Raw genomic sequence first — 25,527 nt, forward strand, 5'->3', positions numbered from 1 at the left:
CCCCACCAATTCTCTAAAATCTGGAATGGTACTTTTCTTCGCTTGCCCGAAGAGCTGTAATGTTGCGATGCGATCGCCATAAGTACATAGGCGAAATTATTTATACACTTACTAATTCGATGGAAAGCAATTCCAAGTCTTCTGAGCCATCTATGTGAAATTAATTCTGCACAAGTACTTATTATCGATCCAAAGAGGGATTCTGAAATGACTTGGACAGATCCTAGACCGCTTGCGTTAAGATTAATTAATTAAATCATCCGTTCTTGGCAAAATCGTCTAAGAACACCTCTATTGATGGAGCAGTAGTAGTGAAAAGCAATAATAAAAACGACAATAATAATAAAAAGTGGAAAAATTTTGGTCTATACGCACTGCTAGGCATTGTCGTTATTACCTTAGGAACAACACTCCTCGATAGTCAGCCAGCCACCCAAGGTGAATGGCGCTATAGCAAGCTACTCGAAGAAGTTAGAAAGAAACCCGCAGGTGTCTCCAGAATCACCCTTAGCCCCGATCGCTCTTTTGCGGAAGTAACTGTCCCTGGTGGACCAGAGGGCAAGAAAAAAGTTCGTGTAAATCTACCTAATGATCCTGATTTCACTAAAGCTGTTAGAGAAAACAACATTGAACTAGATGTTGCCCCCCGTCGAACTGATGGCGCTTTAGTGCAAACCTTGAGCAGCTTGATTTTGCCAATTTTGCTATTAGTCGGTTTGTTTTTCCTACTACGTCGCGCTCAATCTGGACCTGGCAACCAAGCCATGAACTTTGGTAAGTCCCGCGCTCGTGTGCAAATGGAGCCTCAAACCCAAGTTACATTCGCCGATGTTGCTGGTATCGAGCAAGCCAAATTTGAACTTACTGAAGTCGTAGACTTCCTCAAAAATCCCGATCGCTTCACTGCAGTCGGCGCAAAAATTCCTAAAGGCGTATTGCTAGTTGGTCCCCCTGGTACTGGTAAAACATTGCTAGCCCGCGCGGTTGCAGGTGAAGCTGGCGTACCATTCTTTAGCATCTCTGGTTCTGAATTTGTCGAGATGTTTGTAGGTGTTGGTGCATCTCGTGTACGTGACCTGTTCGAGCAAGCTAAAGCTAATGCCCCTTGTATTGTCTTCATCGATGAAATTGATGCAGTCGGTCGTCAGCGTGGCGCTGGGCTAGGCGGTGGTAATGATGAGCGTGAGCAAACCCTGAACCAATTGCTCACGGAAATGGATGGTTTTGAAGGTAACACAGGCATCATCATCGTCGCGGCAACTAACCGTCCTGATGTCCTTGATGCGGCGTTATTACGTCCAGGTCGTTTCGATCGCCAAGTTGTGGTTGATCGTCCTGACTTCGCAGGTCGTTTGGAAATTCTCGGAGTCCATGCACGCGGCAAGACCTTATCGAAGGATGTCGATCTTGAAAAGATTGCCCGTCGCACCCCAGGTTTCACTGGTGCTGACCTTTCTAACCTGTTGAACGAAGCTGCTATTCTCGCTGCTCGTCGCAACCTGACCGAAATCTCGATGGATGAAATCAACGATGCAGTAGATCGCGTCTTGGTGGGGCCAGAGAAGAAAGATCGCGTCATGAGCGAAAAGCGCAAAGAATTAGTTGCCTATCATGAAGCTGGTCATGCTCTAGTTGGTGCTTTGATGCCCGACTATGATGCTATCCAAAAAGTCACAATCATTCCTCGTGGTCGTGCTGGTGGTTTGACATGGTTCTTGCCGACTGAAGAGAGAATGCAAAGCCGCGCCTATTTGCAAAACCAGATGGCTGTTGCCCTCGGTGGTCGTATCGCTGAAGAAATTGTCTTTGGTGATGAGGAAGTTACTACTGGTGCATCTAGCGATCTTCAACAAGTTGCTTCGACTGCTCGTCAAATGGTAATGCGTTTTGGGATGAGCGAGAAGCTTGGCCCAGTTGCTTTAGGTCGTTCCAATGGCAATATGTTCCTCGGTCGTGACATTGCTGCTGAGCGTGACTTCTCCGAAGAAACCGCCGCAACTATTGATGAAGAAGTTGGCATTTTGGTAGCTGATGCTTACCGTCGCGCCAAGCAACTTCTGATTGATAACCGTCATGTTCTCGATAAGATTGCCCATGATTTGATTGAACGCGAAACCGTTGATGCTGAAGAGCTTCAGCAGATTCTTGAAACTAGCGACTTGAAGTTAGCGGCAGCACTTTAAGAATAAGACGGCGCAAAGCGCCTTCTTATTCTGTGGTAACAAAAAAAGCCTTGCTTAGCAAGGCTTTTTTAATTGTTTTTTATGAGAGCGCAAAGTACCACAAATTTATGATGATTTTAGATAGCATTGTCCCGTTTGGCCGATCGCAAAAAGAATATGAATTGATGTTTGCACTGTCAGAGAGCGATCGCACTAAATCGATCATTGGCATTGGTGATGGGCCAGCAAGCTTTAATGCCGAAATGAACGCCGCAGGTTTGACCGTCATTTCCATCGATCCGATTTATCAATTTACGGGCGCAGAAATCAAGAGTCGCTTTGATGCTTGTGTTGATAGCATTATCGAACAGGTTCGCAATACACCGAATAATTGGATCTGGAGCTACCACAAATCCCCAGAAGATTTACGCACCAATCGCGAAAAAGCGATTTCTCTATTTCTTGAAGACTACGATCGCGGCAAAATCGCAGGTAGATACCTTAACGCTGAATTACCCAAACTAGATTTTCAAGATAAGCAATTTCAGCTTGCTCTATGTTCGCATTTTCTATTTCTCTATTCTGAGCATCTCAGTTTTGAGTTCCATTTAGACTCAATCCGTGAGCTAGCCCGCATTGCTGAAGAAGTGAGAATATTTCCACTATTAACTCTTGCCCAAGCGCGATCGCCCTACATTGATGAAATATCTAGCACATTAGCCAAAGAAGGAATTAGCTCGGAAATTATCCAAGTTCCCTACGAATTACAAAAAGGTGGTAATCAAGCGATCGTATTTCGGCAATAAAAAAGGCTCGCATGGCGAGCCTTTTTTATTGATTAATGCGGAACGGGGGACTTGAACCCCCAAGTCTTTCAACACATGTACCTGAAACATGCGCGTCTACCAATTCCGCCAGTTCCGCAATTTGGATGTTAGCTAGATTAATTGGTTTCTAACTGGCAGTTATTAAGTCTGCGGTAAAAATTGCATAATGTCAATCGTTAACTCTAGTTAACTTTTCCCAACTTTCTATTTGATAATGTCATAATCTACAGTAAAGCAATGGGAATACCGCCCTATGGGGCTAGCGATTTTTCCTGTATTCTTGTATCTTAGGTTTGTAACAAAGAAGACTGAACTCAAACAGCAAATTAAAACTATGACACTGCGTTTAGGCGATACCGTACCCGATTTTACTCAAGACTCCACTGACGGCGTAATTAACTTCCATGAGTGGATCGGCGATAAATGGGCGATTCTATTTTCTCACCCCAAAGATTTCACCCCTGTTTGCACCACCGAGCTAGGCACTGTTGCTAAGCTCAAGCCAGAATTCGATAAGCGCAATATTAAGGCGATCGCCTTGAGCGTCGATGGCGTTGAATCCCACAAAGGTTGGGTTGGCGATATCGAAGAAACTCAAAATGCTACCCTCAATTACCCGATTCTTGCTGATGAAGACAAAAAAGTTTCCGAACTTTATGACATGATTCACCCCAACTCGGCAACAGGTAATACCTTAACCGTGCGATCGGTGTTTATCATTGACTCCAACAAGAAACTTCGCCTCAGCTTGACCTATCCTGCTAGCACAGGTCGTAACTTTGACGAGATCTTGCGCGTGATTGACTCGCTACAACTTACCGACAATTACAGCGTCGCTACACCTGCTAACTGGAAAGATGGCGATGATTGTGTAATCGTGCCTTCAGTTTCCAACGAAGAAGCTAAGACCAAATTCCCTAAAGGCTTCAATCCGATCAAGCCATACTTGCGTATGACTCCTCAGCCAAACAAGTAATACCAAAACAAAACATGGCTACGCCATTTTTTGCTTTAAAACCCCAGCAATTCTCATTATAAAGATCGGTTTTTTGAAAGTCCGCCGTAGGAGGACTTTCAAAAAACCGATTTTGGTATTTCCAGCGCCTTTGGCGCTGGAAATACCAAAATCGGTTTCATAATGAGAATTGCTGTTAAAACCCAGTAAGGGGTTTGAATTTTTAAAATGGCATTGCCGCTTTGAGAATTGGTATATCAAGGAGATTAAGCTTCTTGACTAAAACAAAAAAAGGCTTGCTTAGCAAGCTTTTTTTTGTTTTTTACCAGCTTTCGTCATCGACAGCCGTTTTATCCCAAATTTCTAAATCTAGCTCTTCTAGATAAATGATTCCGCTTTGAATCTGTTGTGTTGTTCCAGTTAGCTCCAAGGTAAACCAGCCGTCATCTTCTGGACTTTCGCCAAGAAGTGCCGCAATAATGGTCACCGTTAATCCATGTTCACAAGAGAGGCGAGAAATAATTGGTTCCCCGTAACAGCTTCTCGGTACGCGCATGGCAATGCGTGTAGTCGTTCGTCGCTTTTCCTCAATATTTATTGGTGCTCTGGAATCGATACATTCCGCCGCTAGCATTGAAGTTTCTCCAGTGCAAATGTCTTGATGATTTGACATTTAACATCATAGCTAAAGTTTTACGGAATTGGAAGTGACTCAGGTCACTAAATCTGTAAAACGTATAAATTCCCACTATAGTCAACAGCCATGAGCAGTAATACCCAAACAACTTACGATCGTATTTATGAAATTGTACGGCAAATCCCCAAAAGACAAGTTGCGACCTATGGTCAAGTTGCGGAACTGGCAAGTTTGGCTGGAAAAGCGCGTTTAGTTGGCTATGCGCTCTATCGAGTTGATATGAAAACTTCAGATATTCCTTGGCAGCGTGTGGTCAATGCTAAGGGTGAAATTTCACTTTCGCCTTTACGATTTGGTACAGACTATTTGCAGCGATCGCTACTAGAAAATGAAGGAATTAGCTTTAATGATGCAGGTAAGATCGATCTGCGAAAATATCTATGGCAACCAAACCTCAACAGTTTTGTTGAATCTATCTCTTTGCAATAGATTCAACAAAACTGTTGAATTTTTACTCAAGCGCAAAGCGCCGAAGAACGGCGAAGAACACTATGACTACTGCGACTCTACTTGTTTCTTGTCCTGACCAAAAAGGCTTAGTGGCAAAAATTTCAGACTGGGTGTTTTCCCATGATGGCAATATCCTTCATGCTGATCAACATTCGGATAGTACGGCTGGGCTATTTTTGATGCGGGTTGAGTGGGAGTTAGATACATTTGATCTCGCAAGGGAAGAAATTGCTCCGACTTTCGAGAAATTGGCAACTGAGATTAAAGCCAAATGGAGCATTCAGTTTTCTGATTATGTACGTCGCATTGCGATTTTTGTCTCGAAACAAGATCATTGTCTGTATGACTTGATTTTGCGGCAGCGATCTCATGAACTATCAGCTGTGATCCCTGTAGTAATTAGCAATCATCCTGATTTAGAAAAAGTCGCTCACAACTTTGGGATTAATTACCATCACATTGCGATCGCGCCTGACAATAAATTGGAACAGGAAAAGCGGCAGCTAGCAATTTTAAAGCAGTACCAAATTGACTTAGTGGTTCTCGCAAAATATATGCAGGTTTTAAGCCCAGACTTTCTGGCTCAGTTTTCTCAGGTCATTAATATTCATCATTCATTTTTGCCCGCTTTTGCTGGTGCAAATCCTTATCATCGCGCCTATAAGCGTGGCGTAAAAATTATTGGTGCGACTGCTCATTATGTGACCGATGAACTTGATGAGGGGCCAATTATCGAGCAGGATGTGATTCGGGTTTCGCACCGTGATTCGGTTACAGATCTGATCCGTAAAGGCAAAGACCTAGAGCGTATTGTTCTAGCCAGAGCTGTCAGACAACATTTAGAAAACCGTGTATTAATTTATGGACAATCGGCAAGCTCAGGTTTGGGGCTGAGAACTGTTGTATTTGATTAAGCTGAAAACCAAAGAGCAAATGCGGCGAAGCAACGTATTTGCTCCACATAGGCAATGATTTTAGGTTATGTTAATACAAATGTACTTTTAAAAAAGTTTTATTCAAAGTTTGAAATTAAGGTTTAACAAAATGACAGCAAAGCTACAGTTAGCGATCGGCATTGATGAAGAAGCGACAGACGTAAAGATTACACGATCTAAAGATGGAGATACCAGTGTTGCTGTGTTTATCTTCGATGTGCCTAACTGTATGACTGGCGAAAATGCTGCCACTAATGAGATTTTAGGGATGTATATGATTGATGAGGAAGGCGAGATGGTGACACGTAATGTCAACGCCAAATTTATCAATGGTAAGCCTGCGGGGATCGAAGCAATTTATAAAATCGAAGGCGATCGCGATTGGCAACGTTTTTTGAGATTTATGAATCGTTATGCTGAGTCAAATGGCATGACGCTCAACAAGCCTTCTTAAATTAGATGATTTCTCATTTAAGATTTATATACCCTAACCTTCCCCTTTGCCATTGGAGGGAACAAGATTTCTAGGTTCCCCCTCATTTAGCCCAAAACAAAAAAAGTGTGGTGGCGCGAAGCGCCACCACACTTTTTTTGTTTTGTATTTAAACTTTACTTTTTGGTTACTTCTGAATCGATGTAATCGCAAAAAATGTTGATACCAACTTTGAGAATGTAGAGAACGACGACGGTTGCGATCGCAGGATCGATTGAGAAACTAACTGAGTGAAATACGGAACCAATTAACCTAAATTATGCATCATCAACCATTCTGGATTCCTTCTAAAAAACTACCGAAATAGGATATTACCGTTATACCTTTTGATTGGTATTTTATTTGCGCCCATGTCCCTAAGTGCAAATTAGCAAAGTTTTAATTGTAAATTTGAGTTGTGAAACTGTTCCCCACTTCAGATAGACTAATAACTGAAAGTAACTAAAAGTGTTATGACGACTGTTTCTGAGAATCTGAAAATTGCCCAGAATGGCTCACAAGCCGCCAAAGCTGAACCCATTATTGATGGTAGCGAAAATCTTGGTGTAATTGTCAGACGCAAAACTCGACCTGTGCAAGTAGGCAATATCACCATCGGCGGCGGCGCACCTGTGGTGGTGCAGTCGATGATTAATGAAGACACCCTCGATATTGCTGGCTCCGTGGCAGGAATTCGCCGCTTGCATGAAATTGGCTGCGAAATAATGCGCGTCACTGTCCCCAGTATGGCTCATGCTGCCGCCCTCTCAGAAATCCGCCAAAAGCTCAAACGTACTTATATGGACGTGCCTCTGGTTGCTGATGTTCATCACAACGGCATGAAAATTGCCCTCGAAGTCGCCAAGCATATCCACAAAGTCCGCATTAACCCCGGCTTATATGTATTCGAGAAGCCCAAGGCAAATCGCACCGAATACACCCAATCAGAATTTGACGAAATCGCTGAAAAAGTCCGAGACACCCTCAAGCCCCTAGTTTTGTCCCTCAAAGAACAGGGCAAAGCGATGCGAATCGGCGTAAATCATGGTTCCCTCGCTGAGCGAATGTTGTTTACCTACGGTGATACCCCTCAGGGCATGGTCGAATCTGCGATCGAATTCATTCGGATTTGCGAAGATCTTGACTTTAGAAATATTGTTATTTCCATGAAGGCTTCCCGCGTACCTGTGATGATCGCTGCCTATCAATTGATGGCTAAGCGCATGGATCAACTCGGTATGGATTATCCATTGCATTTGGGTGTAACCGAGGCAGGCGACGGCGAATATGGTCGGATCAAGTCCACCGCAGGCATTGCCACATTACTCGCCCAAGGTATCGGTGACACCATCCGCGTTTCCCTCACCGAAGCTCCTGAGAAAGAAATTCCCGTTTGCTATAGCATTTTGCAGTCTCTCGGACTCCGCAAAACCATGGTGGAATATGTCGCATGTCCATCCTGTGGTAGGACTCTATTCAATCTCGAAGAAGTCTTACATAAAGTCCGTGAAGCCACTAGCCACTTAGTTGGTCTGGACATTGCGGTCATGGGTTGCATCGTCAATGGTCCTGGGGAAATGGCAGATGCTGACTATGGCTATGTTGGCAAAACCCCTGGTACGATCTCGCTCTATCGTGGCAAGGAAGAAATCAAGCGTGTACCTGAAGCCGAAGGCGTAGAGCAGTTAATCGCGCTAATTAAATCTGACGATCGCTGGGTTGAGCCTTAAAACCTGTCTGCACAAATTTGCGATCGCCCTGCACTCAAGTTCGGTCTAGAAGCTCAAACCCGTTGAAACGGGTTGATATTAAAACCCAAAACCAGAAGTGCGAGTCGCCGGCGTAGCGGGCGACTCGCACTTCTGGTTTTGGGTTTTAATATGCTTAGCTACTTAGAGGGTAATAAGTATTGAAACTGTTTGATTTCGTTCAATCATCTTCAGATGACTTTAGCTTTTAGCCCACACTTGAGTGCAGGGCGACTTGTGTGTACTTACAAGCTCTGGAAAAGAGATGCAAGATTTCGTTTAAACTGCTCAAAGCCGTATTTCTCGATCGTTTTTTGTCTAAGGAGCTCTGGTTCATACAAAATTGATAAGGAATGTTTTTTCATCAAAATTTGGACGATGGTCCCTCCTATTTCGTCGATGCTGTCAGGATTAACTAAAACGCCTAACTCTCCATTGCACAAAGCATCGATCGCCCCATCTTGATTGCCGCCAATTGTCGGTTTGCCGCAGGCTAAGGCTTCTAAATAGACAATCCCAAAGCCCTCTCCCTTGCTAGGCATCGCAAACACATCACAGAGATTGTAGTAATCTGCTAGTTCTTCATCTGTGACAAAGCCAGCAAAGGTTACGCAATCTCTTACATCCATATCATCAACCATCGCTTCGATTCGATCGCGATCATCACCCTTGCCAACTAACAGATAGCAAATATTAGGAATCTGACGGCGAATAGCTGGTAGAGCCTGAATGATCTGATCATAGCCTTTGTAGCGATCGCCACTAGCCAATCGTGTCACAGTTAAAATGATTGGCTGATCAGGATGTAACTGATGACGGTCTAATAGATATTGAGGTTTAGGTCTGACCGTAAATTGACGAGCATCAAAAGTTACGGGTAGAAGCGGAATAAGCTCAGGTGATATATTTTGTTCTCGGACGATGCGATCGCGAGTATATTCACCGATTGAAACAATCTTTTGTGCTGACTTCAGTCCATCTATTTTAGATTTATCTTCAATACTCCATGCATCGATGCCATAGACAATTACCCAATACGGGATTTTTAACAGGTTAAATATCTTTGCCGCAAGTGGTGAAAAATTTATATGTCCACAAATAATTAAATCAGGGCGTTCTTTAATCGCAGCCAATAATACTTGAGCAGCAAAGATCGGCGTATGCCAAAAGGTCGATTTCCATCTCCCCGCAAAGCTAATTTTAGTCTGTTCGTCAAACTTAATATCTTCCGTTTGGTGAGTATCGTTCTTGAGAAACACATGGCGATCGCTATTTGGTAAAACTTGCTCTAACGCCTGAATTAAAAAAGCAGAATAAACCTGTATACCGCCTTTGAATTGAAAGATATCAGGTAGCCAAATATGGATTTTAGGAGTTCTAGGCATTTTGTATTTAATAAAGAACAAATTTTTAGTGGCGCGGCTTCGCCGCGCACCACCAATTAGGGAGTATGTTGTTTAGAGGTGTGCGGCGGAGCCGCACACCTACTGGGAAGAGAGTTTTCTTTGCATTGCTTCAACCATAATCTGCACAATTTGCTGGACGCTTGTTGTGGCACACCAACCTAACTGCTGATTAGCTTTGCGAGGATTGGCTCGGCTGATCGTAATGTCAGTTGGGCGATACAAAGATTGCTCAGAAATTACATGCTCCTGCCAATTTAGCCCCAAAAGCCCAAAAGCCTCAACAATAAAATCGGACAAACTGATTGTCTTTCCTGTAGCGATCACAAAATCATCGGGCTGTTCTTGTTGGAGCAATAAGTACATAGCTTCTACATAATCTGGAGCATATCCCCAATCTCGTTGAATATCAATGTTACCTAATACTAGTTTTTGGGCTTGACCTTTGGCAATGCGACAGGCGGCAGCGATAATTTTTTGGGTTACAAAGCGATCGGGGCGTAAGGGTGATTCGTGGTTAAAAAGGATGCCAGAGCAAGCAAATAGTTTATATGCTTCACGATAGTTGGCGACTTGCCAAAAAGCAGTAGATTTGGCTACGGCATAGGGACTACGAGGGCGAAATGGGGTTTCCTCATCGGCGGATAATCCGCGAGTATCGCCAAAACATTCGCTAGAGCCAGCATTATAAAACTTGATTGGCTTACCAATAAAACGAATTGATTCGAGTAAATTGAGCGTACCTGTAGCGATACTTTCTAATGTCTCGACAGGCTGCTCAAAGGACAAACTTACTGAACTTTGACCCGCCAAATTGTATACCTCGTCTGGTTGGACTTGGTTTAAGACTTGCAGTACACTGCGAAAATCAGTAAGAGACATCGATAGCGATTTAATGCGATCGCGTATTCCTAAATATTGCAAATTAGCTAAAGTTGCTATCTGAGCATCACGGGAAGTTCCATATACTTCATAGCCATGATTCAATAGAAGCTGAGCCAGATAGGCTCCATCTTGTCCTGAAATACCACAAATTAATGCTTTTTTTGGCATTTGTTTACTCAAGTTTTTCCTTAATTACTGTTGCTAGTTTTTGGCGATAGCGTTCCCATGTCCACTGTTCTGCTTTTTTACGAGCTGCGCTCCCCATTTTAGCTAGTTCCTGAGGATGACTGTAGCACCATGCAATTTTTGCTTTGAGAGCTTCAACATCTCGAATCGGGATGATAAAGCCCTCAATTCCATCAATGATAATATCGGGACCTCCTGTATTTGGAGTTGTAATGATCGGAAGCCCACAAGCCATTGCCTCAAGAAGAACTAGTCCAAAACCCTCAACTAACGATGGGAATACAAACACATTGGCACTGCTGTAATATGCGTTTAGGCTGCTATGGGGTACTGAACCAGTCAGCCGCACGCGATCGCGATATTTGACCAGCCAATCGATAGGCATTTGATTGACCCCAACCAGCAGCAATTCAGACCCAGGCAAATTAAGCGCTTGCCATGCTTGAAGTAAATAATGCACGCCTTTCCGAGTTCCTACTTGTCCAGCAAACATGACTCGAAATAGCTGATCCTGTTTAGGGCGTGGCTGAAAATATTCAATTGGTGCGCCATAGGGAATAACCGTTATTTTTGAGCTAGGAACACCAATATCTAATAATGATCGCTCAGTAAATGAAGAAGCTACAAAAATATGATCGGCAAGTTCCACTTCACGGTTCTTGCGTTCGATTTTCCACGCAGGTTCTTGTACAGCCATCATCGTTGCCGCTAACTCAGGAAATAACTCGGCTTCTTCGTTCTGGATACGGCGACTTGTGAGATGAAAAGCGATCGGGAGGTCATAAAAGCAATAAATATTTTGCTTTTTTGCTGCGAGAAATGTGTCAGCAGCAACGTCTTCATAGGCATAAATAGCATTTATATTTTGTAAGTGATGATTCTGTAAGTAATGATCAGCCACATAGCGATCGCAAGAGGCAACCACCCAGTCAATCAAAAATTGATCGTCGATACCTAATCTTTTCCCCAGTCTTGTTTTAACCAAAAAAGTACGTAAGATTTCTCGCCAAGGATTACCATAAATTTTGCTATCTTTTGGAACAACCCATGATCTGCGCCCTAGCTCTTTTTCCAGCTTGGCTATCAGCTTCGGTGTGATGGTTTTGATTGCTTTCCCCCACCAAGATTTGACTAAGCTCTCAGGCTGATAGAAAAATGTGGTAACAACAGAGTCAAGCAACTCAATTTCGGCGATCGCAAAAGCAGCATTGCGTGCATTAGGATTACCCGTGGGATGGATTAAAGTGACCTTGGACATTTCTTTGTTATTAAAGGATTGATATTATTCTGTGCTAAGAACCTTGACACAATTAAAAACCCAGAGCCAAAAACCTATACCGCCCGCGTAGCAGGCGGTATAGGTTTTTGGGTTTTATATTTAATTGTGCATAGCTACTTATCAGCGCTGTCACTAACAGCCATCAACATCTCTTTTTCTTCCAGTATTGGCAGTAAATAGATAAATCCACTCAAAAACCAGAAATACACTAGCATCGTCGGATTAGTTATCAATTGACCAGTGATATTAATTAAATGGAATAGAAATACTGCCAGACATAGTTCTTTGTAAAAAGGATTGCGGAGCCTAGAAAATGTTGAGAATAGTGATACCAAAATCACTATTCTCAAGCCATACCATAGGATAAATCCCAAAAGCCCAATCTCAATCATGACTCGCCCAGTTTCCACTTCACTTGTTGGCAATGCCTCGCCTGCGGGTAGTGAAAGCAAGCTCCTTAAAGCCGAGACAGAAGACTGGGTTGCACCCGTACCATAGCCATCTAATCTGATTGTGCCATAGTCAAAAACCTGAGTAATTGAATCAATTATTCTTTGTTCGGTTGAGTCAGAACCCACGGCGCGGTCTGAAAATGCTTGAATTGCTGGCTGAAAATAAACTATTGTCGCGATCGCAGTGATTGCCATAATCACTGATAATCTCTTGATCGAGCTAAAAGCATTTCTAGAACTAGCGAAAACTAGAAATAGCAAATAAAGGGTAATGAATAAACCTTCATAGATAATAATGAGTCTTGCACCACTCATAAAAGAATTAGCGGCAACAAGTATTAACTCTAGTCCATAAATCAATTGCCACTTAAGTGTCTGCTCTCTGGCAATTAACGCAACTAACAAAGAAAAACAAAAAGCCAAATACGAAGTGTGTCCTGCAAGATAAGAAAATGTACCAGTAATCCGTACAAACTCACCTACACTAGCATTTGCGGCGGTTCCGTCGAGACTGTAAACATTGATGATGCTATCTGGTGGAGCATAGTACTGGAAGATCCCTAGGATGCAGACAGGAATAAGTATGATTAAATACCAGCGCAAGAAGTTGCGTAATTCTTCTCCCGATTCAAATAAATGTGGAATAACCCATATGAGAGGAATATATAGCAGATAAGCTCGGATGCCGATTAGCCCAACGATGGGAGAACCTAAACTAGGATTGAAAGCTTGTAAAATACAAAGAATTGCAATCACAAATGTTAGCTCTTTGATCCATGAGAATCGATCAAGTAAGAGCCTTGGTCGGCTGGCAAAGCCAACATAGCTCCCAATCAAAATGAAATCTTTGAAAAAATAAATTAAGTCCCTCGCCTGTGGAAACACCCAGCGCCGCAATGCACCCTCGACAACGACAAGCACTAGAATCGTTTTGATCGAGAGTTTCCAGTTTTGCGATGTTCCGAGAATAATTACTAGAACTAGTAATATCGCACCTAATATTTCCATGGCATGACGAAACTTGAAAAAATTACTTGCTAGATTCTACAGCCGTTTTTATCACTTCTAGATAGACTTTAGCGATCGCAGTTTTCTGGTGACGCAACAAATGTTCTGGAGCCTTGGCTCTATAGATGCTTAGTTTCTCTGGATTTTGCAAAAGATTTCGCAAAACTTGTGTAAGTGCTTGGGTATTACCATTCGGGAATGTGACCCCACAAGAACCGATCACATCTTTTAGTCCACCGCCATCCGAGCCAACAACTACGCAACCACAAGCGATCCCTTCTAAAGCCACAATCCCAAAAGGCTCGTTCCATAAGGAAGGCACTACTAAAATCTGATGAGAATTTAGTAATTTGCTTAAGTCTTGTCCCACTTTAATACTAACAAAATTTACCTGCTGCTCAAGCTCATTATCTATTACCTGCTGACGCAACCGAGTCTCCTCTTCGCCGCTACCGATGATGGTCAACTTAGGGAAGAGTCCTGCGAGTTTAAGTTGAACCAATGCTTCCAGTAATAAATTAGCGCCTTTGTCGGAGACTAAGCGTCCCAAAAATACAAGCTCTCGGCTGCGAAAAACGTCAGGCATCTCGTAGAAAATATCTTCTCGATATGCGTTAGGGATGATTGTCGATGCTGTAGGTAATTCTTTTGCGATCGCATGACTGATTGAGATATTAGTTGCAAAGCGAGTAACCAACTTTTTGAGATGATCTTGCCAACTCTCTTTACCGTCATTTCGACGATACCAAGTTTGATGCGTGATTACTAAAGGTCGATGCACCAAAAAAAGCGGCCAAATACCTTTTAAACTCACGCATCCCTGAAAACAAACTTCACACCATTTAACAAGTTGGAATAATTGTCTATTGTTGGGCTGTCGGATAACTTCAAATGGGAAGTGTAGTAAGTCTTTGTCAGGAGTTTGGGATACTAACTTAACTTCGTGTCCCTGAACTGCAAATTCATGAGCTAATGTGGAAATAATCGTTTCTAATCCGCCTATATTTGGATAAAAAGAGGGTGAATATATCAGTATTTTCATGATTAAACTTCAGCGATCGCTATTTCTTTTTGAAGGGGGTATTTGTGAGATTAAATTGTTTGAGAGAGAATTCCCCAAAGAGGAATGCTCTCTCAGACTATTGATTGTATTCAACGCTTTAACAATAGCTTCTATATTCTCTTCTGGAGACCACGATCGCATACGCTCACGCGCAGCTAGCCCCATACTGTCTAGCTTTTTACGGTTTGGCAGGATTTTGTTAAGTATAGTCGTTAATTTATCTATATCTCCACAAGGATAAACAAATCCAGTTTCATCATGCTTTACTAGATCATAACCTGCGCCAACTTTGTCACTGACAATCACAGGAAGACCACATAGCATGGCTTCATTAACAACTACTCCAAAAGGCTCATACTCAGAAGGCAAGATAAATAAGTCGGCAGAGCAATATATTAGAGGCAATTGAGATTGATTTACAAATCCTAAAAACTTAACCTGATCCTGTACTTTCAAGGAATTTGCCTCAGCTTCCATCTCCACCTTAAGACTTCCATCACCGACGAACACTAAATAACTATTCTGAACATTAGCTTGGATAAAGGCTTTTAAAACATCTTGTGGACGTTTCCAAGGTTGCAACTTGGCACAAAATAACAGCACAGTTGCAGTCTCTGGAATATTCCATTTTTCACGTACTACTTTAACGTCAACCTGATTAGATTGGGATGTCCACCAAGCATTATCTACAGAGGAAGGTGTTAGCGTGATTCGCTTTCCTGAAATTCCCAAACTAGCGACCATCTGCTTTCCAAGAGTTGATGAGACTATCACAGTATCTGCAAGGTTAAATATAAATGGTAACAGTATCTTCTTTAGCCAAGTTTTTAGCTGCAGCTTATTGCGTGGTTCCAAGGCGCTACTGTCTGTACTAAAAATAAATACTTTTCTTTTGAGTTTTGCTGCTAATAGAGCAATCCAAAAGCTCGCATAGGTATAACCTGTATAAACAATTACTGCATCAAAATTTTCTTTAGTCACCATCTTCCATATATCAATATTGAATAATCCGAAGAATTTCCCTAGTTGAGGTTTCAGAGAGTTATTTTTTACCTCTACCCAAGGATATCCATCGAGTAAAGGAACATCCCAAGAAAATTCAACCCCAAATCCAGAATCAAAGCTGGAAGCGACTCCATGCATACTACAATAAGCAACATTTATGTCTAATTTGGGATGCTTTGACATGAGCCTAAATATTGGTACAGCATACTGCACTGGATGTGATGCAACTATTAGAACTCTATGCTTGTTAGCAGTCATAGTAATTACCATTGAAATAAGCAACTATCTCATCGGTTTTTTGGATACTATCTCCATAGACTGGCTGTATGCTGTATCCTAGGGAATCCAAAAATTGACAGCAATCTTTGTGGATTTCACTTCCGTGAGTCGCTAGTAAAATTGTGGGGTGTGCTTTGTTTAACATAGACTTTGCTCCACGAAGAGCCAACATTTCTGCACCCTCTATATCAATCTTAATAAAATCTGGTGGAGGAATTACGTTTGTATCAATCAATTCGTCTAAGGAAACAGTCTTTACTTGTAGTTCCCCTTGAGCCGAAATATGTCCAATAAATCCATCGCCAGCAAATTGAATAAAACCACTACAATCGGAAACAGCAGCATCTATAACTGTTACATTTTGTACATGATTGAGATGCAAATGCTCTCTGAGAAAGCCTAGATTGCATGGATGCGGTTCAAAGGAAACTACTTTACCAAGATTTCCTACTAAAACCGATCCTAGGATTGTATAGAATCCACTATTAGAACCCAAGTCATATACAACACTTCCTTCTTGGATTATTTGCTGAAAGAGCAGTTGTTTTTCATATTCATAGCTTCCTAACCAAGCGCCATGCTGTCCTGAACCGACAATCCACTTCTTTCCTCTAAGCTTTCCTTGCAGAATTGGCAATACTGTTCTTGGAGGAATCAACCGCAAGGGCGATCGCAAGATTTTACCTAAAATGTTCTGATTAGTAATACCTGAGAAATTAATAGGCATAGTAGATCCGTTAAAAAGCAGTGATTAAAGTTTCTAAAATATTGTTTTTATTGGTATCGCGTAAATAAGTATTTAGAGAAAATCTTTGCTTGTTTTGACAAACTATGAGTTTGATACCAGTCATAGGCATTATTAGCTATTTCTTGACCTATTTTTAAAGACAGTTTATAGCTTGGGTTGCTAGTTGAGAGATAATGCTTGCCCATTTCTAGATTATTTATAGTAATTGCACTACCAGAAACCATATAAGGAATTAACCCATGAGCACAATAAGCGGCAAAAATAGTGGATTTTGCTAGCTGTAAAGGCGGAGGAAAGATTAAAAAACCAATAATAGAGTCATTTAATATCTTACTAATCTGTGAAGATTCAATAATGCCTTTTTCCACAATAGGTACATTCCTAATATTGGGTAGTGCCACACCAGTCGGACTACCAATATCGCATATTTCTTCAACATTAAAATCTTGGCAAATTTGTTCTAAATCTGTTACATACTCTTGGTAAATTCGCACCCTACTATTTTTATGTCCGAATGTCACTAATCTTTTAGTTCGCTTCGATAAAGGGATCTCATGATTTAATTCGCCTATGTTGGAGAATACTGGTAGAGAAATGCTTTCAAACCTTTGATTTGGTAATAGCTTACATAAGGTTTCTGCATAACTTTGCGTGTTGGTAATGCTGCGATCGCTTAATTTTGCTAATCTTGTTGCTAGATTTTTTTGTAAAGGTGACAGCCAGAAAGAACTCTGCCAAGGTAAATATGATGATGCATAAAGTTCATGGAACATGGTGACAAGCGATCTCTGTGGATATAAATTTTTCCAACGCTGTATCCCATCAACTAACCAGATCGGGCAGCCGCGTTTGGCATAGCCATAACCCACGTAATGTAATAGAACTGGCGAAGTGCGATCGCCTTCTAATAGAGCTGCAAGTTGGGCAGAGTTGCTATCTATAACTTGATTAACTGAAAATCCTTCGATTTCTAATTCTCCATGCCATTCAGGATTGCCAACAATAAATTGCGTTTGAATATTAAAATCCTGACGAAGCTGACGAGCTAAATTTAAAGCATAATCACCAACGCCATCAATTGCATTTGGAAGTCTAGGAACTATAGAGATTACAGTAGATAAATCACTCATAAGGTTTCTATAATTTAATAAGGAACCAATTTTTTTGTGGCACGGCTTTGCCGTGCCACAAAAAAATTGGTTCCTTATTTTACTGCTGAATTGGATGATTTAATAGAGCCGCAGTAGTTGTGTGCAGTTTTCGTTTCAATGCTAAAGGCATAGAACAGGTAAATTCCTCAAAATTTTTAACCCAAGATTTGGGTAATATCTTTAATAAATGATGCAGTTTTATATGACCATTAGTTAATGGATTCGTGACTAGCCGAATCTCTTCAATAACTAATCCTGCTTGATGGACTAGCCTTTCGATCTCATCCAAATGGAGCAGGAAAATATGTCCATCTGAGTTAGGCTGAAATTGGATTGGTTCATACTGACTCGGATCAGAGCAATCAGAAAATCTAGGTAAATTATTTTTGAAATATCCACCATTGGGAGTGCTTAATACAATATGTCCATTGGGTTTAAGCATTTTAGCAATACTTTTCAAGAAATCATCAGGATGAGCCACATGTTCAATCACTTCAGTAATTAAGACCACATCAAATTGACCATCATAATTTAAATCAAAAATATTTCCTGGCGCATAATGAACAAGCCCTGATTCCCATTTTAGTTTAACGTAATCAATTAAATCTTCGCGTAAGTCATTCCAAGTAACGTCATAGCCTAGTTCTGCTAATAACAGCGTAAAGTTTCCCTGCGCTGCTGCTACATCCAGAATCTTAGCTCCAGGCTTGGCAACTTTTTGAATCAATTCTAATGTATGTTTTCTGCGATTGTTATAAGCGTAAGCATAGCCAAGAGTATCAGAAGCTCCATAGATTTCTAGTAGATCGTAGGGGTAGCTGGACTTCCAGCTTGGAAGCCAATTGTCCTGAAAAGTAGGCTGCCTCATTACTTTTATATGAATAAACTTAGTTAAATCTAACGAATTTCCTTAATATACTCTACTGGACAGTAATCAAGATAGCAGGATTTTAGGGCTAGGATATGCGGCGCAAAGCGCCGCATATCCTAGCCACTTGATTTTTACTTTGCTATTGATTGAGCCTATCCCACCCTACTTGTTGCTAGACTTAGTGATAAGTGCCACCGATCGCATTTATAAATTCGCTTATTTCATGATCTAGACCATGCCATTTTCCTCTGTAATTCGTTCGTTAATCCGATCACCTCTCACTGATGAACTAGAGAGTAAATTGGCGCGATCGCATCAACTCATTCTTTCGGGCTTATCGCGTGTGGGTAAAGGGATAGTTAGCTCTACCCTAAGCCAAAAGCAAGAAAGACTGATGCTAGTCATCGCCGCTACTCTTGAAGAAGCAGGACGCTGGTCGGTGCAACTAGAAACAATGGGTTGGCAGACCGTGCATTTTTATCCCACTTCTGACGTATTGCCCTACGAACCCTATACACCAGAATCAGAAATTATTTGGGGACAGATGCAGGTTTTGGCGGACTTGACAAAGTGGGATGAGCAAGAAGGCGACAAGAAAAAAGTAGCGATCGTGGCAACCGATCGCGCCCTCCAGCCACATTTACCAAGTCCTGAAGAATTTAAAGAATATTGTCTATCCTTGGAAGTTGGGTCAGAGATAAAGCTAAAGGATATCGCAGAGAAATTGACTTTGATGGGTTACGAATATACGTCAACGGTGGAAACAGAAGGACATTGGGGAAGGCGTGGCGACATTATTGATATTTTCCCTGTTTCTAGCGAAATGCCTGTGCGGATTGACTGGCTTGGCGATGAAATAGAACGTATTCGCGAATTCGAGCCTTCTACTCAAAGACCACTTGATAGCATTTCTTCGGTTTTACTAGCCCCAATTAGCTATGGTCATATTCTCGGTAAACTGCCGCAAAACGATCTCGATCTGGATGATGAATTCAGTACGCAAGGGTTTGCAGTTCATCCTAGTTCTACGGCTTCTCTCTTGGACTATTTGCCTAAATCAGAGCAATGTTTCGTGGTAATTGATGAAACCGATCAATGTCAAGCACATTGCGATCGCTGGTACGAATCTGCCGAAGAGCTCTGCCCTCACCCCCAGCCCCTCTCCCAGAGGGCGAGGGGAGAAAGCGAAGAGGGCAAACTTCATCGCTCCTTTGCAGAATGTCTAGAACAAATCCAAAAATTTGATCGTCTCGAATTATTTGAACTAGCCGAAGAGAATCACGGCGTGAATATGTCCAGCCGCTCAATTCCTGCAATTCCCCATCAGTTTGGGAAGCTTGCCCAAACAATCCGTGACTATCGCGAACAGAAATATAAAATCATTCTTATTTCCGCACAACCTTCCCGCACAGTTGCCCTGCTACAGGAGCATGATTGTCAAGCCCAATTTATTCCCAATGTCCGTGATTATCCTGCAATCGAGAAAACTCATAACCTGCGCATCGCCGTTGCTTTGAAATATTCAGGTATTGCTGAAATCCAAGGTTTTGTGCTGCCTACTTATAGAATTGTGGTGATCAGCGATCGCGAATTTTTTGGACAGCACGCCCTTGGCACTCCCAACTATGTTCGTAAACGTAGACGCGCAGTTTCTAAACAGGTTGATTTAAATAAACTCTCCGCAGGTGATTACGTCGTCCATAAAAATCATGGTGTGGGTCAATTCATCAAATTAGAGAAGTTGACTTTAAATAATGAAACCCGTGAATATTTAGTCCTGAAATATGCTGATGGATTGTTGCGTGTAGTTGTCGATCAGATGTCGATTCTGTCACGTTATCGGGGCATGAACGAGGGCAGACCAGAATTGCATAAGATGACGGGCAAAACATGGACAAACACAACTGCTAAAGCTAAGAAAGCGATTAAAAAGATTGCTTTTGATTTGTTAGAACTTTACGCGAAGCGATCGCAACAGCTTGGATATGCTTTCCCGCCCGATAACCCTTGGCAGCAGGAGATGGAAGATTCTTTTCCCTATCAGGCGACACCCGATCAACTTAAAGCAACTCAAGATGTCAAACAAGACATGGAAAGTTGTCGTCCAATGGATCGGCTCGTGTGCGGTGATGTGGGATTTGGGAAAACTGAAGTTGCGATTCGCACAATTTTTAAAGCCGTGACAACTGGTAAACAAGCCGCCTTACTCGTACCGACGACAATTCTCGCGCAGCAGCATTATCATAGTTTACAAGAACGCTATGCCGCCTATCCAGTTAATATTGCTCTTCTCAATCGTTTCCGCACTACATCTGAGAAAAAAGAAATCTGTCGTAAACTGAAAACTGGTGAACTGGATATTGTCGTGGGCACACATCAGCTCTTATCTAAAGATGTAGAATTTAAAGATTTGGGGCTATTGGTAATTGATGAAGAGCAGCGCTTCGGAGTTGCCCAAAAAGAGAAAATCAAAACCATGAAAACGGAAGTTGATGTACTCACCCTCTCAGCTACGCCCATTCCCAGAACCTTATATATGGCGATGTCTGGGGTGCGTGAAATGAGTCTGATTACCACTCCGCCACCATCAAGGCGCTCAATTATGACCCATCTCTCCCGCTATAACCTTGAACTAGTGCGAGCTGCCATCCGTCAAGAACTCGATCGCGGCGGACAGATTTTTTATGTGGTGTCGCGCATTGATGATATTGAGGAGGTTTCGGCGCGAGTTCATGAAATGTTGCCATCGGTACGGATGGCGATCGCCCATGGACAGATGCCCGAATCTGAACTAGAAGCAACCATGCTCAGCTTCAATAGTGGTGAGGCAGACATGATGATTTGCACCACAATTATTGAGTCAGGGTTGGATATTCCGCGTGTGAACACGATCATTATCGAAGATGCCCAAAGATTTGGACTTGCTCAACTGTATCAATTACGCGGTCGCGTTGGTCGGGCTGGCATTCAGGCCCATGCATGGTTGTTTTATCAAGAAAAGGGTGAACTAACCGATGTTGCTCGTAAACGCCTCAAGGCGATCCAAGAATTTACGCATCTAGGTTCAGGCTATCAATTAGCAATGCGCGACATGGAAATTCGTGGCGTGGGTAATCTGCTCGGCTCAGAACAATCTGGACAAATCAACACGATTGGATTCGATCTTTATATGGAGATGCTGCAAGAAGCGATCGCGGAAATACGCGGCTCCGAGATTCCTGAAGTCGATGATACGCAGATCGATCTGCCGATTACCGCCTTTATCCCTGCCGAGTATATTCCCGATGGCGATTGCAAGATGAGTGCATATCGAGCCGTTTCCTCGGTGACTTCGCGCCGCGAACTTGCGCAAATTATCGAAGATTGGCAAGATTGCTATGGAAATGTCCCTGCTCCTGCTATGCAACTTCTCAAAGTAATGGAATTGAAATTAATCGCTAAGCGGATTGGCTTCTCTCGGATCAAGCCTGAAGGCAAACAACATGTAGTCCTAGAGTCTAAGATGGAAGAACCAGCATGGAAATTACTACATCAGCATTTACCGAGCCATTTACAGTCAAGATTTGTTTATAGTCAGGGTAATGTCACCGTGAGAGGGCTAGGCTCCCTATCCCATGATAAACAGCTTGATAGCCTGATTGAGTGGCTAGATAAAATGCATCTTGCTAAAGCCGAAGCTTAGAAAGCATTTAAGAATTGACAGCAGTAAGATTTCTAAGCGTTTTGCGGATCAAAGCTAGATAAATAAACGATTCTGAGGTGTTCTCATAAAATTCATAATCCTTGCTCAGTCTGCGATATTTACCTATCCAAGCAAAGGTTCTCTCCACTACCCAACGCTTTGATTCCACAACAAAACCTTTCTGCTCTTCAGCCCTTGTGCTTACTTCCCAAATGCAATCAAAGTTGTCTTTAACCCACTGGGTTATGTCCTCACCAGAGAATCCCTTGTCAACTAATATTTTTTGTAATCGGCTCAGTGGATATTTCAGGCTTTCTAATAGTCGCATCGCCCCTGCTCTCTCACCAATATTTGCTGAGCATACCATTGCCCCGAACACTAAACCCAATATATCAACCATGATGAACCGCTTACGACCTTTGACCTTTTTACCACCATCAATACCTCGACTACCTGCACTGTCCATTGTTTTAACACTTTGACTGTCGAGGCTTAATAGACTAGGTGTTGCTTCTCGACCATCCGCTAAGCGTACTTGTTCGCTAATCTGGCGATTGATTTGAGCTATAACTCCTGTTTTTGTCCACCTTTGGAAGTAGAAGTAGACTGTCGAATATGGTGGAAAATCATGCGGCAGATTTTCCCATGTACAACCGTTCTTAGTTATGTAGAAAATTCCATTCAGCACTTCCCGAAAATCTGCTTTTGGTGGTCTCCCCAATTTTGATGGTTTGGGCATCATTGCAGCAATTATTTCCCACTCTTTGCTTGATAAATCGGTATTATAGAGTTGGCGCATCTTGATAGGCTGATACTAGACTTCATCAGTATTTATACCTTTTTTGGTGCGCCCTTGCTTTCTTAAATGCTTTCTAAGTTCTCTGGCTATAGCCAGAGAATTTAAGCATAAAGAGTTGCGGCGCTTTGCGCCGCAACTCTTTATGCTTCTAGCCATTTATCGATGAGTCCGCGTGGGGGGACTACTTCAATTCTTTTTTGATTGATATCTACAAAAGGCGCGATCGCTTCGACAAAAGGAATAAGTTCTATTTCATTGTTTTCGAGATTGCGAACTTCTAATAGATCATTTCCTGCGGCGATGATACCGATCACTTCACCCAAAAGCTTGCCAGTTGGTTGATGAAAAACATTGCAACCCACCAAATCGGCGATCATATACTCGTTATGATCTAAATAGGGGCGATCGCTTGTGGGGATAAACATCACGTAATTACGAAGCGATTCAGCGCGATCGCAGTCATTAATCCCTTCAAGGCGCACCACAAATAGATTCTTTTTGCCTGCAATTTCTCGCCCCGATAGCATCATGATCTCCTGTGGCTCATCTTTCTCCGAAGCCGCTATCCAACGTTTGCCAGCAGTCTCAAAGCGTTCAGGAAAATCCGAATAAGACAATATTCTCACCTCGCCTTTCAGCCCTTGCGGTGAAACAATTTTGCCAATCATTAACCAATCATCTGTCATATATTTTATCCTTGAGATAAACCCAGAGCTTATACCTCCCGCTATGCGGGAGGTATAAGCTCTGGGTTTTTTGAGTGTGTAAACTTATAACATTCTTTCTATTTGTTCTAATGCGTCTAGCGCGGCTGCTCGTTCTGCTTCTTTTTTGCTAGAAAAATTTCGCATACTCTGACCATATAGGCGATCGCCAACATATACTTTAGACGCAAATTCGGGCGTATGATCGGTTCCGCCTACTTTTTCAGTGACATATCTTGGCAAGATATGTCCAATATAAGACTGCACCCATTCCTGTAACCGATTCTTAGCATCAAGATCGGCGCGAGTATTTACTAATTCTGGTGGGACTGAGTCAAACAGCGCCTCCACCGCAGGGCGCACCGCCTCCACATCACAATTACAATCTAGATAAAAAGCGCCAATCATCGCCTCAAATACGCAGCTTAAAAGATTGTCACTTTTATTACCGCCATCGCGTAACGCGCCTTTGCCTAGTAGGATTTGGGTATCTAGTTCTAAGGCGATCGCAAAATTTGCCAATTGTTTTTCATCGACTAGAGCTGCTCGACGGCGAGTAAGTTCATCTTCACCCAGATCAGCATGTTGCCGATAGAGATAGGAACCACTCAAAAAGTTTAAAATCGCATCGCCTAAAAATTCTAAGCGCTCATTATCTTCCCCTGCACAAGGGTTTTCATGAACATAAGAGCGATGGGTCAACGCCATACGCCATAATTTTTCATCCTTAAAAATAAACAAGTCTTTCATTTTGACTAATATAACGCTTGTTGCGCGGCGCGAAACGTCGCTATATCTCACGAGAGACAACTTCGATGGGAAATACTGCCATCAGGCAATATCGTCTGGCAAATCCTTGCCTCATTCATCCATCCCACATCTAACATCGCATATTTTAAATTAGCACCATCAAAGTTTACGCCGCGTAAATCAGCTCCAGTCAAATCGGCTCGAGTCAAATCGGCATTAGTTAGATCCGCATTCCATAGATTTGCACCGTTAAAACAAGCACCGTGCAAAATAGCATTGTGCAAGATGGCTTTGCTTAAATTGCTGCCGATAAAATTGACATTGCTCAAGTTGAGTCCGCTTAGATTTGCTAAGCGGAGATTAATCTCACTGAAATCTATGCGATCGAGATCTGCCTCACGTAAATCCGCTTCACTCAAATTCGCCCCCTTTAAATTTGCGCCATGTAAACTTGCTTCACTGAGATCGGCTTCGCTGAGATCGGCATTTTGTAAATTAGATCGACTCAAATTGGCCCGAAACAAAAAAGCATGGTTCAAATTAGCATGACTCAAATCTGTATTAGCAAGATTAGCTTCTAGTAAATAAGCCTTTTGTAAATTTGAACCTTTAAAATCCATTCCCCGTAAATTTGTACAATTTAGAATTGCCAGCCGAAAGTTCGCAGTATTAAGCTCTACATTTTGAAACTGCACGCCACTCAATCCCGCATAACTGAAGTTAGAACGGGTGATAATGGCATTACTAAGATTTGAGTCTAACAATGAGGCCCCACATAGGTCGGCATCGGATAAATTTGCGCCTGATAGATCGGTGTTACAGAGAGTTGCCTCCCATAAATTTGCAAAAGCTAGATTTGTGTTGCGTAAGATCGCATTACTGAGATCTACTTTACTCAAATCTACACCCTTCAAATCCCATCCCTCAAAGTTTCTCTCTCCTTGGGAATAACGTTCTATCAAATTGCGTTTCTTAGCAATGTGATTCAACATAAAAATAATATGCTTATATCAAAA

The 25,527-nt window shown here is 42.2% G+C and carries 22 protein-coding genes and 1 tRNA gene; 8 read left to right on the plus strand and 15 right to left on the minus strand.

The genetic code is table 11. The features are described 5' to 3' along the window. Positions 1–311: 311 nt before the first annotated feature. Together ftsH and APA_RS24155 are read left to right on the plus strand one after the other, a co-directional pair. Positions 312–2,183 (plus strand): ATP-dependent zinc metalloprotease FtsH, encoded by a 1,872-nt coding sequence (gene ftsH / locus APA_RS24150; protein WP_201324769.1) that lies wholly within the window; start codon positions 312–314, stop codon positions 2,181–2,183. Positions 2,184–2,290: 107 nt separating this feature from the next. Further along, a complete protein-coding gene (locus APA_RS24155) occupies positions 2,291–2,968 on the plus strand; it encodes an SAM-dependent methyltransferase (protein ID WP_201324770.1) in 678 nt (225 codons plus the stop codon). 36 nt (positions 2,969–3,004) lie between these two features. Here APA_RS24155 and APA_RS24160 read toward each other — a convergent pair. Then, a tRNA-Leu gene (locus tag APA_RS24160) sits at positions 3,005–3,086 on the minus strand. A gap of 237 nt (positions 3,087–3,323) precedes the next feature. Here APA_RS24160 and APA_RS24165 point away from each other — a divergent pair. Then, positions 3,324–3,965: a peroxiredoxin gene (locus APA_RS24165; RefSeq protein ID WP_201324771.1), complete on the plus strand. Its 642-nt coding sequence runs from the start codon at positions 3,324–3,326 to the stop codon at positions 3,963–3,965. Positions 3,966–4,266: 301 nt separating this feature from the next. Here APA_RS24165 and APA_RS24170 read toward each other — a convergent pair whose 3' ends face one another. Continuing rightward, on the minus strand, positions 4,267–4,617 hold the full coding sequence (locus tag APA_RS24170; protein ID WP_236580044.1) for an NIL domain-containing protein: 351 nt from the start codon (positions 4,615–4,617) through the stop codon (positions 4,267–4,269). 90 nt (positions 4,618–4,707) lie between these two features. Between APA_RS24170 and APA_RS24175 the strand changes: the two genes are divergently transcribed. From APA_RS24175 to ispG, 4 genes are all read left to right on the plus strand, one after another. Then, complete coding sequence (locus APA_RS24175; protein ID WP_201324772.1) at positions 4,708–5,070, plus strand: MGMT family protein; 363 nt, start codon at positions 4,708–4,710, stop codon at positions 5,068–5,070. A 62-nt stretch (positions 5,071–5,132) separates the two neighbouring features. After that, the gene (gene purU / locus APA_RS24180; RefSeq protein ID WP_201324773.1) at positions 5,133–6,005 is read left to right on the plus strand and encodes a formyltetrahydrofolate deformylase; all 873 of its coding nucleotides are present in this window, start codon (positions 5,133–5,135) and stop codon (positions 6,003–6,005) included. A gap of 130 nt (positions 6,006–6,135) precedes the next feature. Beyond that, positions 6,136–6,480, plus strand: coding sequence for a photosystem II reaction center protein Psb28 (gene psb28 / locus APA_RS24185; RefSeq protein ID WP_201324774.1), 345 nt, complete (start codon positions 6,136–6,138; stop codon positions 6,478–6,480). Positions 6,481–6,971: 491 nt separating this feature from the next. Next, entirely contained in the window at positions 6,972–8,228 is a 1,257-nt protein-coding gene (gene ispG / locus APA_RS24190; RefSeq protein ID WP_201324775.1) for a (E)-4-hydroxy-3-methylbut-2-enyl-diphosphate synthase, read from the plus strand. A gap of 263 nt (positions 8,229–8,491) precedes the next feature. On the opposite strand, the gene APA_RS24195 is transcribed toward ispG, so the two are convergent. The 9 genes from APA_RS24195 to APA_RS24235 form a co-directional block, all read right to left on the minus strand. Beyond that, complete coding sequence (locus tag APA_RS24195) at positions 8,492–9,631, minus strand: glycosyltransferase family 4 protein (RefSeq protein WP_201324776.1); 1,140 nt, start codon at positions 9,629–9,631, stop codon at positions 8,492–8,494. A 99-nt stretch (positions 9,632–9,730) separates the two neighbouring features. Continuing rightward, a complete protein-coding gene (locus tag APA_RS24200) occupies positions 9,731–10,702 on the minus strand; it encodes a GDP-mannose 4,6-dehydratase (protein WP_201324777.1) in 972 nt (323 codons plus the stop codon). 4 nt (positions 10,703–10,706) lie between these two features. Further along, positions 10,707–11,978, minus strand: coding sequence for a glycosyltransferase family 4 protein (locus APA_RS24205; RefSeq protein WP_201324778.1), 1,272 nt, complete (start codon positions 11,976–11,978; stop codon positions 10,707–10,709). 134 nt (positions 11,979–12,112) lie between these two features. After that, complete coding sequence (locus APA_RS24210; RefSeq protein WP_201324779.1) at positions 12,113–13,459, minus strand: hypothetical protein; 1,347 nt, start codon at positions 13,457–13,459, stop codon at positions 12,113–12,115. A gap of 22 nt (positions 13,460–13,481) precedes the next feature. Further along, positions 13,482–14,501, minus strand: a complete 1,020-nt coding sequence (locus tag APA_RS24215) for a glycosyltransferase family 4 protein (protein WP_201324780.1) — start codon at positions 14,499–14,501, stop codon at positions 13,482–13,484. A gap of 9 nt (positions 14,502–14,510) precedes the next feature. Beyond that, positions 14,511–15,785 (minus strand): glycosyltransferase family 4 protein, encoded by a 1,275-nt coding sequence (locus APA_RS24220; protein WP_201324781.1) that lies wholly within the window; start codon positions 15,783–15,785, stop codon positions 14,511–14,513. Beyond that, positions 15,775–16,533 (minus strand): FkbM family methyltransferase, encoded by a 759-nt coding sequence (locus APA_RS24225; RefSeq protein WP_201324782.1) that lies wholly within the window; start codon positions 16,531–16,533, stop codon positions 15,775–15,777. The genes APA_RS24220 and APA_RS24225 overlap by 11 nt, the downstream gene beginning before the upstream one ends. A gap of 47 nt (positions 16,534–16,580) precedes the next feature. Next, the gene (locus APA_RS24230; RefSeq protein WP_201324783.1) at positions 16,581–17,684 is read right to left on the minus strand and encodes a glycosyltransferase family 1 protein; all 1,104 of its coding nucleotides are present in this window, start codon (positions 17,682–17,684) and stop codon (positions 16,581–16,583) included. A 79-nt stretch (positions 17,685–17,763) separates the two neighbouring features. Continuing rightward, entirely contained in the window at positions 17,764–18,573 is an 810-nt protein-coding gene (locus APA_RS24235) for a bifunctional 2-polyprenyl-6-hydroxyphenol methylase/3-demethylubiquinol 3-O-methyltransferase UbiG (protein WP_201324784.1), read from the minus strand. Between the two features lie 238 nt (positions 18,574–18,811). Between APA_RS24235 and mfd the strand changes: the two genes are divergently transcribed. After that, positions 18,812–22,258 carry a transcription-repair coupling factor gene (gene mfd, locus APA_RS24240; protein WP_201324785.1) on the plus strand — a complete coding sequence of 1,149 codons (3,447 nt, stop codon included), beginning with the start codon at positions 18,812–18,814 and terminating at the stop codon, positions 22,256–22,258. Between the two features lie 7 nt (positions 22,259–22,265). On the opposite strand, the gene APA_RS24245 is transcribed toward mfd, so the two are convergent. The 4 genes from APA_RS24245 to APA_RS24260 all read right to left on the minus strand — a co-directional run bounded on the left by APA_RS24245 (position 22,266) and on the right by APA_RS24260 (position 25,503). Further along, positions 22,266–23,057, minus strand: a complete 792-nt coding sequence (locus tag APA_RS24245) for an IS5 family transposase (protein ID WP_201324786.1) — start codon at positions 23,055–23,057, stop codon at positions 22,266–22,268. 140 nt (positions 23,058–23,197) lie between these two features. Next, entirely contained in the window at positions 23,198–23,743 is a 546-nt protein-coding gene (rimM, locus tag APA_RS24250) for a ribosome maturation factor RimM (RefSeq protein ID WP_201324787.1), read from the minus strand. Positions 23,744–23,827: 84 nt separating this feature from the next. Beyond that, positions 23,828–24,511 (minus strand): ribonuclease III, encoded by a 684-nt coding sequence (gene rnc, locus APA_RS24255; protein WP_201324788.1) that lies wholly within the window; start codon positions 24,509–24,511, stop codon positions 23,828–23,830. A 47-nt stretch (positions 24,512–24,558) separates the two neighbouring features. Next, complete coding sequence (locus tag APA_RS24260) at positions 24,559–25,503, minus strand: pentapeptide repeat-containing protein (protein ID WP_201324789.1); 945 nt, start codon at positions 25,501–25,503, stop codon at positions 24,559–24,561. Positions 25,504–25,527: the final 24 nt, after the last annotated feature.

This window comes from Pseudanabaena sp. lw0831 (assembly GCF_016584665.1).
In the GTDB taxonomy this organism is placed as follows: Bacteria; Cyanobacteriota; Cyanobacteriia; order Pseudanabaenales; family Pseudanabaenaceae; genus Pseudanabaena.

Excerpts from the sequence above, each read along its gene's own strand:
- APA_RS24155 (WP_201324770.1), top strand. The coding sequence starts at position 2,291 with ATGATGATTTTAGATAGCATTGTCCCGTTTGGCCGATCGCAAAAAGAA.
- APA_RS24165 (WP_201324771.1), top strand. The coding sequence starts at position 3,324 with ATGACACTGCGTTTAGGCGATACCGTACCCGATTTTACTCAAGACTCC.
- APA_RS24170 (WP_236580044.1), bottom strand. The coding sequence starts at position 4,617 with ATGTCAAATCATCAAGACATTTGCACTGGAGAAACTTCAATGCTAGCG.
- APA_RS24175 (WP_201324772.1), top strand. The coding sequence starts at position 4,708 with ATGAGCAGTAATACCCAAACAACTTACGATCGTATTTATGAAATTGTA.
- purU (WP_201324773.1), top strand. The coding sequence starts at position 5,133 with ATGACTACTGCGACTCTACTTGTTTCTTGTCCTGACCAAAAAGGCTTA.
- psb28 (WP_201324774.1), top strand. The coding sequence starts at position 6,136 with ATGACAGCAAAGCTACAGTTAGCGATCGGCATTGATGAAGAAGCGACA.
- ispG (WP_201324775.1), top strand. The coding sequence starts at position 6,972 with ATGACGACTGTTTCTGAGAATCTGAAAATTGCCCAGAATGGCTCACAA.
- APA_RS24195 (WP_201324776.1), bottom strand. The coding sequence starts at position 9,631 with ATGCCTAGAACTCCTAAAATCCATATTTGGCTACCTGATATCTTTCAA.
- APA_RS24200 (WP_201324777.1), bottom strand. The coding sequence starts at position 10,702 with ATGCCAAAAAAAGCATTAATTTGTGGTATTTCAGGACAAGATGGAGCC.
- APA_RS24205 (WP_201324778.1), bottom strand. The coding sequence starts at position 11,978 with ATGTCCAAGGTCACTTTAATCCATCCCACGGGTAATCCTAATGCACGC.
- APA_RS24210 (WP_201324779.1), bottom strand. The coding sequence starts at position 13,459 with ATGGAAATATTAGGTGCGATATTACTAGTTCTAGTAATTATTCTCGGA.
- APA_RS24215 (WP_201324780.1), bottom strand. The coding sequence starts at position 14,501 with ATGAAAATACTGATATATTCACCCTCTTTTTATCCAAATATAGGCGGA.
- APA_RS24220 (WP_201324781.1), bottom strand. The coding sequence starts at position 15,785 with ATGACTGCTAACAAGCATAGAGTTCTAATAGTTGCATCACATCCAGTG.
- APA_RS24225 (WP_201324782.1), bottom strand. The coding sequence starts at position 16,533 with ATGCCTATTAATTTCTCAGGTATTACTAATCAGAACATTTTAGGTAAA.
- APA_RS24230 (WP_201324783.1), bottom strand. The coding sequence starts at position 17,684 with ATGAGTGATTTATCTACTGTAATCTCTATAGTTCCTAGACTTCCAAAT.
- APA_RS24235 (WP_201324784.1), bottom strand. The coding sequence starts at position 18,573 with ATGAGGCAGCCTACTTTTCAGGACAATTGGCTTCCAAGCTGGAAGTCC.
- mfd (WP_201324785.1), top strand. The coding sequence starts at position 18,812 with ATGCCATTTTCCTCTGTAATTCGTTCGTTAATCCGATCACCTCTCACT.
- APA_RS24245 (WP_201324786.1), bottom strand. The coding sequence starts at position 23,057 with ATGCGCCAACTCTATAATACCGATTTATCAAGCAAAGAGTGGGAAATA.
- rimM (WP_201324787.1), bottom strand. The coding sequence starts at position 23,743 with ATGACAGATGATTGGTTAATGATTGGCAAAATTGTTTCACCGCAAGGG.
- rnc (WP_201324788.1), bottom strand. The coding sequence starts at position 24,511 with ATGAAAGACTTGTTTATTTTTAAGGATGAAAAATTATGGCGTATGGCG.
- APA_RS24260 (WP_201324789.1), bottom strand. The coding sequence starts at position 25,503 with ATGTTGAATCACATTGCTAAGAAACGCAATTTGATAGAACGTTATTCC.